Annotated in this window: 13 protein-coding genes; 11 read left to right on the forward strand and 2 right to left on the reverse strand. The window is 68.3% G+C overall.

Annotated elements, in window-relative coordinates; genetic code table 11:
* Positions 1 to 38 precede the first annotated feature (38 nt).
* The 10 genes from RM423_RS18225 to RM423_RS18270 all read left to right on the forward strand — a co-directional run bounded on the left by RM423_RS18225 (position 39) and on the right by RM423_RS18270 (position 12,343).
* Complete coding sequence (locus RM423_RS18225; RefSeq protein WP_311424472.1) at positions 39 to 1,064, forward strand: ABC transporter permease; 1,026 nt, start codon at positions 39 to 41, stop codon at positions 1,062 to 1,064.
* Positions 1,061 to 3,109, forward strand: a complete 2,049-nt coding sequence (locus tag RM423_RS18230) for a dipeptide/oligopeptide/nickel ABC transporter permease/ATP-binding protein (protein WP_311424473.1) — start codon at positions 1,061 to 1,063, stop codon at positions 3,107 to 3,109. The genes RM423_RS18225 and RM423_RS18230 overlap by 4 nt, the downstream gene beginning before the upstream one ends.
* Complete coding sequence (locus RM423_RS18235; RefSeq protein ID WP_311424474.1) at positions 3,096 to 4,121, forward strand: ABC transporter ATP-binding protein; 1,026 nt, start codon at positions 3,096 to 3,098, stop codon at positions 4,119 to 4,121. Before RM423_RS18230 ends, RM423_RS18235 begins: the two co-directional genes overlap by 14 nt.
* Positions 4,122 to 4,123: 2 nt before the next feature.
* The gene (locus RM423_RS18240; protein ID WP_311424475.1) at positions 4,124 to 6,148 is read left to right on the forward strand and encodes a S9 family peptidase; all 2,025 of its coding nucleotides are present in this window, start codon (positions 4,124 to 4,126) and stop codon (positions 6,146 to 6,148) included.
* Between the two features lie 66 nt (positions 6,149 to 6,214).
* Complete coding sequence (locus RM423_RS18245; protein ID WP_311424476.1) at positions 6,215 to 7,063, forward strand: alpha/beta fold hydrolase; 849 nt, start codon at positions 6,215 to 6,217, stop codon at positions 7,061 to 7,063.
* Positions 7,060 to 8,277 (forward strand): metal-dependent hydrolase family protein, encoded by a 1,218-nt coding sequence (locus tag RM423_RS18250; protein WP_311424477.1) that lies wholly within the window; start codon positions 7,060 to 7,062, stop codon positions 8,275 to 8,277. Before RM423_RS18245 ends, RM423_RS18250 begins: the two co-directional genes overlap by 4 nt.
* Before the next feature lies 1 nt (position 8,278).
* Positions 8,279 to 9,523, forward strand: a complete 1,245-nt coding sequence (locus RM423_RS18255; protein WP_311424478.1) for a Zn-dependent hydrolase — start codon at positions 8,279 to 8,281, stop codon at positions 9,521 to 9,523.
* The gene (locus RM423_RS18260; protein ID WP_311424479.1) at positions 9,517 to 10,236 is read left to right on the forward strand and encodes a DUF1028 domain-containing protein; all 720 of its coding nucleotides are present in this window, start codon (positions 9,517 to 9,519) and stop codon (positions 10,234 to 10,236) included. Before RM423_RS18255 ends, RM423_RS18260 begins: the two co-directional genes overlap by 7 nt.
* 53 nt (positions 10,237 to 10,289) lie before the next feature.
* Positions 10,290 to 11,303, forward strand: coding sequence for an alpha/beta fold hydrolase (locus RM423_RS18265; protein WP_311424480.1), 1,014 nt, complete (start codon positions 10,290 to 10,292; stop codon positions 11,301 to 11,303).
* Between the two features lie 17 nt (positions 11,304 to 11,320).
* On the forward strand, positions 11,321 to 12,343 hold the full coding sequence (locus RM423_RS18270) for an acetamidase/formamidase family protein (RefSeq protein WP_311424481.1): 1,023 nt from the start codon (positions 11,321 to 11,323) through the stop codon (positions 12,341 to 12,343).
* Here RM423_RS18270 and RM423_RS18275 read toward each other — a convergent pair.
* Positions 12,330 to 13,217, reverse strand: coding sequence for a sigma-70 family RNA polymerase sigma factor (locus tag RM423_RS18275; protein ID WP_311424482.1), 888 nt, complete (start codon positions 13,215 to 13,217; stop codon positions 12,330 to 12,332). The genes RM423_RS18270 and RM423_RS18275 overlap by 14 nt on opposite strands.
* Before the next feature lie 79 nt (positions 13,218 to 13,296).
* Here RM423_RS18275 and RM423_RS18280 point away from each other — a divergent pair, with 79 nt between their 5' ends.
* Entirely contained in the window at positions 13,297 to 13,635 is a 339-nt protein-coding gene (locus RM423_RS18280; RefSeq protein WP_311424483.1) for a VOC family protein, read from the forward strand.
* 12 nt (positions 13,636 to 13,647) lie between these two features.
* Here RM423_RS18280 and RM423_RS18285 read toward each other — a convergent pair whose 3' ends face one another.
* Positions 13,648 to 14,274, reverse strand: a complete 627-nt coding sequence (locus tag RM423_RS18285; protein WP_311424484.1) for a phosphotransferase family protein — start codon at positions 14,272 to 14,274, stop codon at positions 13,648 to 13,650.
* Between the last annotated feature and the right edge of the window lie 122 nt (positions 14,275 to 14,396).

The following is a 14,396-nucleotide window of genomic DNA, read 5'->3' on the forward strand; positions in this document are numbered from 1 at the left end:
GGAAGACGAGAAATTACCGGCCGAGAGGGGAACCGATCGTGACGACCGACGCGCTGAGCTCGCAAGCACCACCGCCGAGCGCGGCGGTCCGTCCGGTCCGTATGTCGGGAGCCGCCGCCAAGTGGCTCCGCTACCTCCGGCGGCGGCTCATCGGGGTGGTGGCGGTGCTGGTCTCGGTGCTGGTGCTGACCTTCATGATCGTGCATTGGGTACCAGGCGATCCGGCGCGCAACATCGTGGGCATCACCGCCGACCCAGCAGCCGTGCAGCAGGTCCGCGAGGAACTGGGCTTGACGCAGCCGCTGTGGGAGCAGTTCGGGCACTACGTGACCAACCTGTTCCACGGCAACCTCGGCACGTCCTTCGTCGATCAGCAGCCGGTGACCGACATGCTCGCGCAGCGGTTGCCGCTGACCGCTCAGCTTGCTGTCTATGCCCTGGTCATTGTCATGATCGTCGGCTTCGCGCTCGGCATCGCGATCGGGGTGCTGCAGCGCAACCAGCGCGGCCGTGGTGCCACCGCCACCTTCACCGGTGGCTCCAGCCTGGTGGGGGCGATGCCCGAGTACATCACGGGCACGCTGCTCATCTACGTGTTCGCGCTTACCTTGCACCTGCTGCCTGTTCAGGGTGGCCAGGGGTTGAAGTCGATGATCATGCCGGCCATCTCGGTGGCGCTGGCCCCGACCGCGGTGCTCGCCCGTCTGGTACGCAACGAGACCGTGTCGGTGCTGTCCCAGGAGTACCTGATGACGGCCACCAGCAAGCGATTGCCGTGGCCGCGACTGCTGTTCCGGCACGTGGTGCCCAACGTGGTGACCAGCACGCTGACGCTGGGCGGTCTGCTGCTGGTGGCCCTGCTCGGCGGCACCGTCATCACCGAGAACGTCTTCAACATCGCGGGCCTCGGAACCGAGATCGTGCAGGCCATCCTGCAGAGCGATTACCCAGCAGTGCAGGGGATCATCCTGGTGCTCGGCGTGATCGCGGTACTGGTGAACCTGGCCGTGGACATCGCCCTCGGACTCCTGGATCCGCGGGTACTCGCTCGGGAGCAGTCATGACAACCATCGGCGTGGGCGCCGCGGGCGCCACTGATGAGTCGGCCGGCCTCACCGATCCCACTGGTCCCACCGGGGCGAACGCCGCCGCGAACCGCCGTCGACGCCGCCGGCTACCCGCACCGCTGATCATCGGCGCGACCCTGCTCACGCTCATCGTGCTGCTGGCGGTGGTGGCACCGCTGCTGTGGGGCTCCGGTGCCGAGAAGCTGAATCCGACGATCAGGGCGCACCGAAGCGGCGCGCACCCACTGGGCACCGACTCGCTCGGACGCGACGTCTTCTACCGGACGTTGGTCGCCACCCGGCTCACCCTGATCATGGCGGCAGCCGCCACCATCCTGGCCGTCGGCATCGGAACGATTCTCGGCGCGGGAATCGTGCTGGCCGGGCGCCGGGTCCGTAGCCTCGGCGGCCGGGTGATCGACCTGATGGTGTCCTACCCGCCGGTCATCGTCGCGCTGGCCATCACGGCCATCTTCTCGCCCGGCCGGGTTTCCGTCGTGGTAGCAATCGGAATCGCGTTCAGCCCGCAGTTCGCCCGCCTGATCAACACCCTGGCCAACTCGGTGTCCAGCAAGGACTACGTGACCATCGCCCGGCTGCTGGGACTGTCCCGGGGGCGCGTCCTGCGTCGGCACGTCCTGCCCAATATCGCCGCCCCGGTCCTGGTGCTGACCTCAGTCGGCTTCGCGACCACCATTGTCACGCTGTCGGGTTTGAGCTTCATCGGACTGGGTGTTCAGCAACCGTCCTATGACTGGGGTCAGCTGCTGGCATCGGGACTGCGCGACATCTATGTCAACCCGATCGAGGCACTCGGCCCGTCGCTGGCCATCCTGGTCACCGGGCTGGCCGCCGGCCTGCTCGGCGACGGCCTCGCCCAGTTCTGGGACCCGCGCCAGCAGGGCAGCCGCAGCCGCCGTTCGGCCCGCGCGGTGGCCACCTCGATGCCGGCTGTCGGCGAAAGCGCCGAGGACCAGTACCTCAGTGACCGCTCGCTGAGCGCGTCCCGGCAGCTCGGCGAGGCGACCGTTGCGGACCGTCCGGTGGTGGCCTCCATCCGCGACCTGCGGGTGTCGGCCAGCCGTGGCGACATCGACCTACCGCTCGTCCGGGGAGTGTCGCTGGAGATCCTCGCCGGTGAGATCGTCGGCTTCGTCGGCGAGTCCGGTTCGGGTAAGAGCGTGACAGCCATGGCGATCGCCCGGCTGCTCGCCCCGGAGCTGTCCTGGAGCGCGAAGATCCTCGAGATCAATGGGCGCGACCTGAGCGACAGCCACGCCAAGCCGCCGGTCGAACTCGCCAGCGACATCGGCATCGTGTTCCAGGACCCGTCGACCTGCTTCAACCCCGCATTGCATGTCGGCACGCAAATAACCGAGGTCGTCCGAGTACACAAGAAGGTTCCCAAGGACAAGGCCCGCGCGATGGCGATCGAGAAGCTTCGCGAGGCGCGGGTGTCCTCGCCCGAGACACGGCTCAAGCAGTATCCGCACGAGCTGTCCGGTGGCATGCGGCAGCGGGCGATGATCGCCATGGCGTTGCTGTCGTCACCGAAACTGCTCATCGCCGACGAGCCGACCACCGCGCTGGATGTCACGGTGCAGGCCGACGTGCTTCGCCTGCTGCACCAGATCAACCGCACGCACGACATGGCCATCCTGATGATCTCCCACGACATCAAGGTGATCTCGGCGCTGTGTCACCGCGTGTGCGTGATGTACGCCGGCCGCATCGTGGAGGAGCTGCCGGTCGCCGAACTGCGGGCCGGCCGGGTCCAGCACCCGTACACCCGGGCGCTGCTCGCGGCGACGCCCGCCGTGGCCGAGGGCTCGCGAGAGCGCCCGCTCGCGCCGCTGGCAGGCCGACCGCCGGCGCCCGACCGGTTGCCGCCGGGCTGCTCGTTCGTCGACCGGTGTCCGCTGGCCATGCCGGTCTGCGCCACGGTCGACCCCCGGCTGCTGGTGCACGGCGAGGGCGCGGTCGCCTGCCACGCCGTGAACGAGGTGCCGCTGCGGATCGGAGCTGACCATGGCGCGAACTGAACAACTGACCGCTCCGGTGCTGCAGGCCTCCGGGGTCAGCGCCGGCTACGGGTTCGGACCCAAGTCGGCGAAGGTGCTGCACAACGTCGACCTGGCGGTGTCGCCGGGCCAGACGATGGGCCTCGTCGGCGAATCCGGTTCGGGCAAGTCCACGCTGGCCAAAGTGCTCGTGGGCCAGCTCGCCCCGTCCACCGGAAAGGTGCTGCTGGCCGGAGCCGACGTCGGATCCATGTCGCGTCGTGAGCTACAGGCGGCGCGACGGACGATCCAGCTCATCCCCCAGGATCCCTACGCTTCCCTGGACCCGCGGATGACGGTCGGACGGGTGCTGCAGGAGGCGCTCAATCCCAACGGCCGCCGCAACGCCGCCGACAGCAGCCGGGTCACCGAGCTGCTGGAGACGGTGGCGCTCGACGGGTCCGCCGCGACCAAGCTTCCGCACGAGTTCTCCGGTGGCCAGCGGCAGCGGATCGCCATCGCCAGAGCGCTGGCGGTGGAGCCCAAGGTCATCATCGCCGACGAGGTGACATCGGCGCTGGACTCCTCCGTCCAGGCAGAGATCCTCAATCTGCTGCGAGCGCTGCAAGAAGCACAGGGTCTGGCCTACATCTTCGTGACGCACGACCTGTCCATCGCGGACTACATGTGCGACGAGCTCAGCGTGCTGTACCTCGGGCAGATCGTGGAGCAGGGCGGCAGCGATCTGCTGCGCCATCCGAACCATCCCTACAGTCGACTGCTGCTGGACAGCGTGCCGGACCCCGCGGGGAACTTTCTCGCCGCCGATGCCGTCGCCGTGCGTGCCACCTCCGACGAGCCGGCCGACCCCGCCCATCCGCCGTCGGGCTGCTCGTTCCATCCGCGCTGTGGCCGTCCGGGACGTACCGACTCCGACCTGCGGATGTGCACCGACGATGTCCCGGCGCTGATCAACCGGGGCGGCGCTGCAGATCGTCGGCGAACCGCCTGCCACTTCCCGCTTCTCATCGACGCCCTGCCACGAAAGGCCTGACCGTGTCGCTTGATACGACCCCCGTCACCCAGCCGCGGACCGACGGTTTCCAGCCCGCGAGCCTCGCCAGCTTTATCGATCTGCTCGGTGCCGATTTCAACGCCGCGGCGGACCTGCTGGTCTATGCCGCCAACAGCAGGGACGGCCTGCGCACCTGCGAGGAGTCGGTGCTCTGGGGCCGGTCCCTGGTCTCGGACGAGGCCCGCGTGCTGTCTTCGGCCGAGGGGTCACAGAGCAATCCGGTGATCTCGCCGGACGGCGCGACGGTTGCGTTCCTGCAGGAAGCGGCGGGGTGCTCCCAGCTGTGCGTCCTCGACCTCGCCAGCGGCAAGGTGCTCGCGCTGACCGACTTCGAGCGCGGTGTCGCCGCTGTTGCGCCACAGTTCTCACCGGACGGCCGGACGATCGTGTTCGCCGGGTGCGCCGAGCCCAAACGCGATCCCGCCAAGCCGTACCGGGTGACCCGGCCGGTCTGGCGCCGGGATGGCATGGGGTTGGTCGAGGACGTCAAGGCGGACCTGTATCTGGTGGCGGTGGGCGGCGGTGAGCCCAGCCGATTGACCTCGCACGACGGCATCGTGTCCGACCCGCAGTTCTCACCCGACGGGACGTCGGTGCTGTACGGCTGCTTCGCCGAACCGGGCTCCGCGGAGTTCGCCATCCGCGTCGCGGCGCTTCCCGGTGGGGGCGAGGGCTTCGAGGTCATGCGGGGCGAGTACCTGGTGTACCCGCCGGCCACCGCGTGGTTGCCCGACGGCCGGGTGCTGCACACGACGGCGTGGCAGGTCAGCCGGCCGCTGGATCTGGTGATCTTCGACCCGGTGACCGGTACCGCGACCAACCGCGGAATCGAGATTGCCGGGCAGATCTCGGGCTATCTGCAGCCCGCGATGAACGGGGCGCTGCTCGAGCCGCGGCTGCTGGTGGACGACGCGGGCGAGAACTGCCTGCTGTACGTCCAGAACGGCGGCCGGCTGGACACCTGCGCGATCTCACTGTCCGGACCGGTGACGGTGACGACGCTCGCGCCGGACGAGGCGTCGACGGTTCCGCTGGCGCTGCGCGGCTCGCAGCTGCTGCTGGCGCGGACCTCGTTCACCGCTCCGCTCGACCTGTACCTGTTCGACACGTCTGAAGCCGGCATCGGGGGCGGGGTCGAGGTAACAGCGGACGCCAGCACGCCGAGGCGGCTGACCGGCCTCAATGCTGCCGGTCTGCCACCGGCCCCGTTCACGGTGCGGCCACTGGCCTTCGAGGGCGAGGACGGCACCGCGGTGGAGGGCTGGTTCCTGGAGCCCACCGGCGGCGCGGGACCGTACCCGACTGTCCTCAACATCCACGGCGGCCCGTTCGCGGGCCACGGTCAGATGTTTTCCCTGGAGAACTACCTGTTCGCCGCCGCCGGACTCGGCGTGCTGTGCATCAACTTCCGCGGCTCCTCCGGCTACGGCGAGGCGTTTGCCCAGCCGCTATGGGCCGATTGGGCACACCACGACGCCGGTGACCTGCTTGCCGGCATCGACGCCGCGGTGGCCGAGGGCTGGGTGGACGGCGACCGGATCGGGTCGTTCGGGCTCTCCGGTGGCGGTTACCTCACCTCGTGGCTGCTGACCCACAGCGACCGCTTCAAGGCGGGCGTGGCCGAATGCCCCGTCACCGACTGGAACGGCATGGTCGGCTCCGACATCCCGCAGGTCATCGCGCGCTGGATGGGCAGCGACCCCGGCACCGGTCCGGAGGCAATGGCACTGTACGCCAAGGTTGCGCCGGCGACCTACGCCGCCGACTGCACCACGCCGATGCTGATCATCGTGCACGAGGCTGACCTGCGGTGCCCGGCCGGTCAGGGCGACGTGCTGTACAACGCCCTCAGCATGGCCGGGCGCGAGGTCGAGATGCTTCGGCTGCCGAACATGTTCCACACAGGCGTGTATGACGTTGCCGATCTGAGCGGCCGGATCATCCGAGCCGAGGCCGTGTTGGAGTGGCTCACCAGCCGATTGCTTTCCACCAACGACGTTAGCTGATCGCGCTCAGCTGCGTCGAACTTCCACCCGCTCCCACAGCGGGGCCTTTACCGACTGGAGATACCGATGTATGCCCATGTCAACGGAGTCGACCTCTTCTTCGATATCGAGGGGGGCGGCTATGTCCCCGAGGGGCCGACCGTCGTCGAGAAGCCGACCCTGGTGCTGCTGCACGGTGGCCCCGGCTGTGACCAGTCCTACTTCAAGCCCTGGCTGCTGCCGCTGACCGACCAGGTCCAGCTGCTGCTGGTCGACCACCGCGGCAACGGCCGGTCCGGACGGGTGGACGAGCGGACGTACACCATCGAGCAGATGGCCGACGATCTCGAGGCATTGCGCCATCACCTGGGGCTGGGCCCGATCATGGTGCTCGGCCACTCCTTCGGCGGCATGGTGGCCCAGGTCTACGCGCTGCGTCATCCGCAGTCGGTCAGCAAGCTGATCCTGTCCAACACCGCGCCGAGCGCCGACTTCTGGGAGGAGGCCCAGGAGATGGCGGACAGGATGGCGACACCCGAGCAACTGGCCGTGCTCCCCGCACTGTTCGAAGGGCGGATCACCTCGCAGGAAGAATTCGACCAGTGGTGGGAGACCTGCATGCCGCTGTACTTCCACAAGCCTGACGCGGCGATCATCACCGAGGTCGAGGGCCGGATGCGCGGTGAGGTCGTGGTGGCCAATTACATGATGGCCAACGAGATCCCGAAATACGATGTGCGGCCGGGGCTGGCCTCGGTGACGGCTCCGACCCTGGTCATCGCCGGCCGCTACGACTGGGTGACGCCGGTCAGCCAGTCCGAGGCGATCATCGAGGCCCTGCCGGGCGCCCAGTTGGTGATCCAGGAAGAGAGCGGTCACATGGGTTTCATCGAAGAGACCGAGGGATACCTCTCCGCCGTCCGGGCGTTTCTGTGACCTCGACCGGGCAGTTGATCCGCGACGTCCAGCTCATCGACGGCACCGGTGCGGCTCCGGTGGCGGGACAGTCGGTGGTGATCGAGGGCTCGAAGGTCAGCTGGATCGGCCCCACCCAATCCGCGCCCGCCTTCACCCCCGAGCGGGTGATCGACGGCGGCGGCAGGACGCTGCTGCCGGGGCTGATCAATGCCCACGTGCACCTCTGCAATGACGGCGCACCGGATCTTTTCGCCCAGGTCATGGGGGATTCCATTCCGCTGGCCACCCTGCGGGCTGCCCGCAACGCGCGGCTCACCCTGGAATCCGGGGTAACCACCGTCCGGGATTGCGGTGCGGCGAACAACATCGTCATCGAGCTGGGCCGGGCCATCGCCGACGGCCTCATCGACGGCCCGCGGGTTCGTGCCGCCGGACGGGTCATCACCATGACGGGTGGCCACGGCCACTTCATCGGTCGGGAGGCCGACGGTCCCGACGCGGTCCGGCAGGCCACCCGCGCCGAGATCAAGGAAGGCGCTGACTTCATCAAGGTGATGGCGACCGGCGGTGTGCTGACCCCCGGTGTCGATCCGGGCAACACCGCCCTGCAGTTGGACGAGCTGAGGGTCGTGGCCGACGAGGCGCACAACTCCGGCCGGCGGGTGACCACGCACGCGATCGGCAATGCGGGCATCAAGAACGCCCTGCATGCGGGCATCGACTCCATCGAGCACGGCTTCTACCTCGATGACGAGGCGCTGGATCTTGCCGTGTCACAAGGCACATTCCTGGTACCGACACTCATCGCCATCGCTTCCATCATCGATAACGGAGTTGATGCCGGCGTGCCGGCGTGGGTCGTGGCAAAGGCTGCGGAGCAGGCCGAGGCGAATCGCGCGGGCTTCAAGGCGGCGGTCGACTCCGGCATGAAGGTGGCGGCCGGCACCGATGCCGGGACGCCGTTCAACCGGCACTACGACATGGCTCGCGAGATGGCGATGATGGTCCGGTTCGGGCTGACGCCGATGCAGGCGATCACCGCCGCCACCCGCAATTCCGCTGAGAACCTCGACGTCCTGCACTCGGTCGGGACGATCGAGGTCGGCAAGCTGGCGGACCTGCTGCTCGTCGACGGTGACCCGAGCGTGGACATCGAGTCGATGAGCCGGGTGGTGCTGGTGACCAAGGACGGCACGGTGTATCGAGACGACACCGCCGCGGAGAAGAGCTGAGATGAGCATGCTGGACAGCTGGGTCGACGAGGTCGGCCTCATCGGTGGAAACGGCAGCGCGGTGAACCGGTTCGCCTGGACTCCGGAGCTGCTGGCCGCGTGCGAGTGGCTGGTCGAGCGGCTGCGCGAACTGGGCCTGAACGCTGAGATCGACGCCGCCGGCAACGTGATCGGCCGCTGGGACGTCGACGGTGCCGACGCGGGCACGGCGGTGCTCATCGGCTCGCACCTCGACACCGTTCCAGACGGCGGCCGCTTCGATGGCGCCCTCGGCGTGCTGTCCGGGCTGGAGGCTATCCGGCGGCTCAAGGCGGAGGGGTTCGGGCCCTGCCGCCCGCTGTGGATCGCTGCCTTCAACGACGAGGAGGGCGCCCGCTTCGGCACCTCGATGTTCGGCAGCACCGCCTTCGTCGGGGACGATCTCACCGCCCTACGCGATCGGGTCGGTGTGGACGGGGTTCCGCTGGCCGAAGCGATGCGCCAGCGTGGTTTCGACTTCGACGAGGTGCCGCGGGCGAAGGGTATCGACGGTGTCGGCTGCTACCTGGAGCTGCACATCGAGCAGGGCCCGCGGATGGAGGCACAGTCCCTGGACACCGCCGTGGTGACGGCCATCGTCGGGATCGGCGGCTACCGGGTGACCCTGCGCGGTCAGACGAATCACGCCGGCACCACGCCGATGGGTGAGCGCCGGGATGCGCTCACCGGAGCGTCCCGGGTGGTGCTGGCGTTGCGTGACGCGGCCCTGGCCTCCGGGGACGTCACCGCCAACGTCGGGCGAATCGAGGTCCGCCCCGGTGGTACCAACGTCATTCCCGGCGAGGCTGTCTTCTTTGTCGATATCCGTACCGCGAACCCGAACATCTTTCCCACTCTGGGCAATCTGGTTCGGGACACGGTGCGGACCGCGGCAACCGCGGAGGGCTTGACGGCCGAGATCGCTGTTACCTACGAGCATCAGCCCGTTCCGATGGACAGCGAGCTGCAGGAGCTGCTCGGACGTGAGATGGAGGCCCAGGGGCTGGCGTGGGCCTCGCTGAGCAGCGGCGCCGGGCACGATGCCCAGGTGCTCGCGCCGCACGTCCCGACCGGCATGCTGTTCGTGCCGAGCCAGGCCGGGATCAGTCACGCGCCGGAGGAGTTCACCCCACCTGGGCAACGCGAACCGGGCGTCAGCGTGCTGACGAGCGTCCTGAAGACGCTGCTGCTCAGCGAGAATGCCGCGGTAGGAGCGATCGCATGCTGAAGTACAACACCTTCTCGATCACCGCCCGCTGTCAGCGCACCGGCGAACTCGGCGTCGCGGTATCCACCAAGGTCCCGGCGGTGGGAATGCTCTGCCCGTTCGTACAAAGCAAGGTCGGCGCGGTGGCGACGCAGTCCTGGGTCAATCCCTACCTCGGCATCTGGGGCTTGGAGTACCTGGCGAGCGGGCACATCGCGCAGGAAACGCTGGAGTACCTGAAGACCAGGGACGCCGGCATCGAGGGCCGGCAGTTGGGCATCGTGGATTCCGCCGGCGGAAGTGCCGCGTTCACCGGCTCGGAGTGCGACACCTGGAACGGTGACCTGACCGGCCCGAACTACGCCATCGTCGGCAACATGCTGGTCGGGTCAGAGACGCTGGAGGCCATGAAAGTGGACTTCGAGGGCGACGCCTCCCGGCCGCTGGTGGAGCGCCTGCTGTCTGCCCTCGCGGCCGGGCAGGCAGCCGGCGGTGACAAGCGCGGTCGGCAGTCCGCGGCGGTGAAGGTGTACAGCACCGAGGCGTATCCGGCGCTGGACCTGCGGGTGGACGAGCACTCGAACCCGGTCGCCGAGTTGCAGAGGGTGTACGAGGTCGCCCGGACCGATCTGGTTCCATTGATCGAGATGCTGCCCACGCTTAACCGACCGGAAGGTAATTTCGACAGTGACCGGCAACGGGAGCTGGGACTCCTGCAGGACCAAGCGGACTAATCAGTACCTCAGTGCAGTAGCCAGTAGCCAGACACGAGACCGGAGTGCCGACGATGACATGGCCTATCGAAGAAGGCGTATTCGAGCTGGGTGACCTGGAGGTGGAACGGGGCGGCGTCATCGCAGACGCCCGGCTGTCCTGGCAGAGCCATGGCACCCTGAACCAGGCCCGGGACAACGTCATCGTCTATCCCTGCAGTTACACCGCAACCCACGAGGACCTCGCCTGGCTGATCGGACCCGATCAGATCCTCGACCCTGAGCGCTGGTTCATCGTCATTCCCGACATGTTCTCCAACGGGCTGTCCTCCGGAGCAGCGGATACCCCTGACTTTCCCGGTGTCGTCACGATGTATGACAACGTCCGGGCCCAGCACCGGCTGCTGACCGAGCACTTCGGCGTCGAACGGGTGGCAGCCGCGTACGGGTTCTCGATGGGCGCCGGTCAGGCCTACCACTGGGCGGCGGCATTCCCCGAGGCGGTCGACCGGGCCATCGTGGTGTGCGGCAGCGCCAAGACCTCTTTGCACAACAAGGTTTTCCTGTCCGGACTGCTCCGCACCCTCGAGGCGGCTCCGGAGTACCAGGGCAACGGCCAGTTCTCGGCAGAGCCCCGTGCCGCGCTGCGGGCGTTCGCACACATCTACGCGGGCTGGGGTCTGAGCCAGGACTTCTACCGGGCCGAGCTGTTCCGTACCGCCCTGGGCGCACCCGATCTGGAAACGTTCCTGCGGACCGGGTGGGAGGACATGTTCGGCGCGTACCGGGCCGCCAACATCTACGCCCAGGCCCTGACCTGGCAGGAGGCCGACATCAGCGCCGAAGCCCGGTACGGCGGGGACCTCGGTGTCGCGCTGGAGGCGATCCAGGCCCGGGTCCTGCTGCTGCCGAGCGAGACCGACCTGTACTTCCGGGTGGCCGACAACGCCGCCGAGCTGGAGCACCTGGCCAAGGGCGAGCTGCGTCCCATTCCCAGCATCTGGGGCCACCGGGCGGGAAGCCCACAGGGCATCGAGCGCGAGACAGAGTTTCTTCGACAAGCCGTCACCGACTGGCTGGACTCCTGAGCAGTAAGGTCGCGGACATGACGGCTGACGCTGAGGTGCTGAGCTTCCGGCCGAGCGCGGAGCAGTTCGTGTGGACGTTCGGCGGAGCCGCGCCGATGGCCCGGATCCGTCCGGGCAGTGTCCTGGAGGTCTTCACCGAGGACTGCTTCGCGGGCCGGGTGCGGTCCAAGGACGATCTGGTGTCGCAAGTGTGCGACTTCCCGTTCCTGAACCCGCAGACCGGCCCGTTCTACGTCGAGGGGGCGGAGCCGGGGGACACACTGGCGGTGCACTTCGTGTCGATCGAGCCAGCGCGGGACTGGGCCGCATCGAGCACGGTGCCGCTGTTCGGCGCGCTGACCTCGACGACCGCGACGGCCACCTTGCAGCCACCGTTGCCCGAGCGGGTGTGGATCTGGCAACTCGACCGCGAGCGCCGCACCTGCCTGTTCAACGCCGCCGACAGCGACCTGCGGGTGGAGCTGCCGATGGATCCGATGCACGGGACGGTCGGGGTGGCGCCGGCGAACCTGGAGGTGCGCTCGGCGCTGGTTCCCGATGCGCACGGTGGCAACATGGACACTCCGGAGATGCGGGCGGGAGTCACGTGCTACCTCGGCGTCAACGTCGAGGGCGCGATGTTCAGCCTGGGTGACGGCCATGCGCGCCAGGGCGAGGGCGAGACCTGCGGGGTGGCCGTCGAGACGGCGATGAACTCGGTGGTGATCGTCGACCTGATCAAGGGTCAGCCGACGCCGTGGCCGCGGCTGGAGTCCGATACCTATGTGATGTCGACGGGTTCCGCTCGCCCGCTCGAGGATGCCTTCCGGATCGCCCAGCTGGACCTCGTCCGGTGGGTGGCGCGCGATTCCGGCCTCAGCGAGCTGGACGCCTACCAGCTCTTGACCCAGACCGTGGAATCACCACTGGCCAACGTCTGCGACGTGAACTACACCTCGGTCGCCAAGGTTCGCAAGGACTTTCTGCCGCCCAGGACGTCCGGTTACGGAGTGCATGAACGGCTCCGAGCGCAGGCCGAGCGCTACCTCAGCGAGCACTAGGCAAAAGCTCCACGTCGAGCTCGTCCAGCACTGCCGGGTCGGCGAGCAGTTCGATGGCGGTGACCGTGCCGTCGACGACCGTGAAGTTGAACACCACTTTCAGCTGGCCACCGACCAGCCACGCCGCACCGGCTGCTCCGTCGATCAGCGCCAGCCGCGCCGCTTGGGCTCGCCCACTGAAGGTCTCGGCCACCGCCGCGGCGCCGCGGACCTCGGCTGCCGCGCCCGCGAGCACTGCGGCGGCGTCGGCGCGCAGCATCGCATCCGGGTGCAGCAGTGCCAGCAGTCCGGCGAAGTCCCCGTTGCGCGACGCTGCCAGGAACGCCGCGACGACCTTCCGCTGCCGGTCGGGATTGCGCTCGACGCCGGGCGCGCCGCGCACCCGGCGGCGGGCCCGGCTGGCCAGCTGCTTGGCTGCGTCGCCCGAGCGGCCGAGCACGGTGGCGACCTCGTCGAAGGGCACCGCGAACAGATCGTGCAGCACGAACGCGACGCGCTCCGCCGGGCTGAGGGCGTCCAGCACGACGAGCAGCGCGCCACCGACGGAGTCGGCAAGCACGGCTTCGTGCTCGGGGTCGCCTCCGTCCGAACGCGGTGCCGGCAACGATGCGGTCAGCTCGTCCCCGAGGACCGCTTCGCGGCGCGTGCCGCGCGAGCGTAGCTGGTCCAGGCAGATTCGCGACACGACGGTCGTCAGCCAACCACTGAGGTTCGCTACCTGGTCGGCATCGGAGCGGCTCAGTCGCAACCAGGCCTCCTGGACGGCGTCCTCTGCCTCCGGTTGCGAGCCGAGCATCCGGTACGCCATCGCCTGCAGGCGCGGACGGTCCTGCTCGAAGCGCTGCGTCAACGGCGCGGCATCGTGGGATGTCACCTTCTGCGCCCCGCTCGCGTCATAGCGATGACGATCTCAACCGGATCGTGTATCCGCAACAAGCTTCGAGGAGCACCCGATGACCGAGGGCATTCGAACCGTGATCTACCCCGTACGCGATCTTCGCGCCGCGAAGGCGCTATTCGGCGCGCTGCTGGGGACCGAACCCGTGATGGACGAGCCGTACTACGTCGGGTACGCGACCGGGAATCAGCACATCGGCCTGGACCCGTCCGGGCACAGCCAGGGCCTGACCGGTCCCGTCTGCTACTGGCAGGTGAGCGACATCAACGCCGAGCTGCAGCGGCTGCTCGGCGCCGGTGCTAGCGAGCAGAATCCGGTGAAGGACGTCGGTGGCGGCAAGCTGATCGCGACGGTGACCGACCCGGACGGAAACGTGATCGGCCTGATGCAATAGAGCTGATCGCGCTCAGGTGCCCTCCAGGGTGCGAAGCACGTCGGTGAGGTCCCAGTGGATCGCGGGAATCTCCGCGAAGTCCAGCCCTCGGCGCTGGATGTCCAACTGGTTGCCGATCACGTGACGCGCCCGATAGAACTGCTCGCGCAGCTCAGCACCAGCAGTGCTGACCGTGCTGGCCCGGGTGCCGTAGCCGGCGAAGAAGGCATCCTGTTCGGCCTGCGCCAGGTGCCGAACCCGGTCCAGGGGAACGTCACCGAGCGGGTCACCCCAGCAGGCACGGTCGCTGTCGAGCACTCCGGTGATGGTGGGCTCGGCAGCGGCCGGGTCGATCAGAAGGTTAAGGGTCCACAGATCGCCGTGCAGCAGCCGCGGTCCGGGTATGTCGTCGAGCACCGCCCGATGGCGGCGGGCGAGTTCGATGATCCGCCGGCAACCGTCGGGGTCGAGGCCGGCGTCGACCTGGTCAGCGGCCAGCGCCTCGAACTGGCTGACCAGCTCCTGGCTCCAGGTGTCGTGTCCGGGGTCGGCCACCGGCCCGAAACGATCGCCGCGGACGTCGTGGATGGTGCGCGTGATGGCGCCCAGTTGCCGGTAGAACGGCAGCCACTCCGACCGCGGGTACGCGGTTAGGCCCAATACCGTTCAGTTAAGCTTACAGCGGTGTAGTTTGGTGGTATGCCTCGTGCTGGGTGGGTGAAGCCGGAGTCGGATCGTCGGTTGTCGGATTTGGTGTCGGTGGGGGTGTTGACCCGGGTGTT

Source organism: Jatrophihabitans lederbergiae, from assembly GCF_031845305.1.
Classification (GTDB): domain Bacteria; phylum Actinomycetota; class Actinomycetes; order Mycobacteriales; family Jatrophihabitantaceae; genus Jatrophihabitans_A; species Jatrophihabitans_A lederbergiae.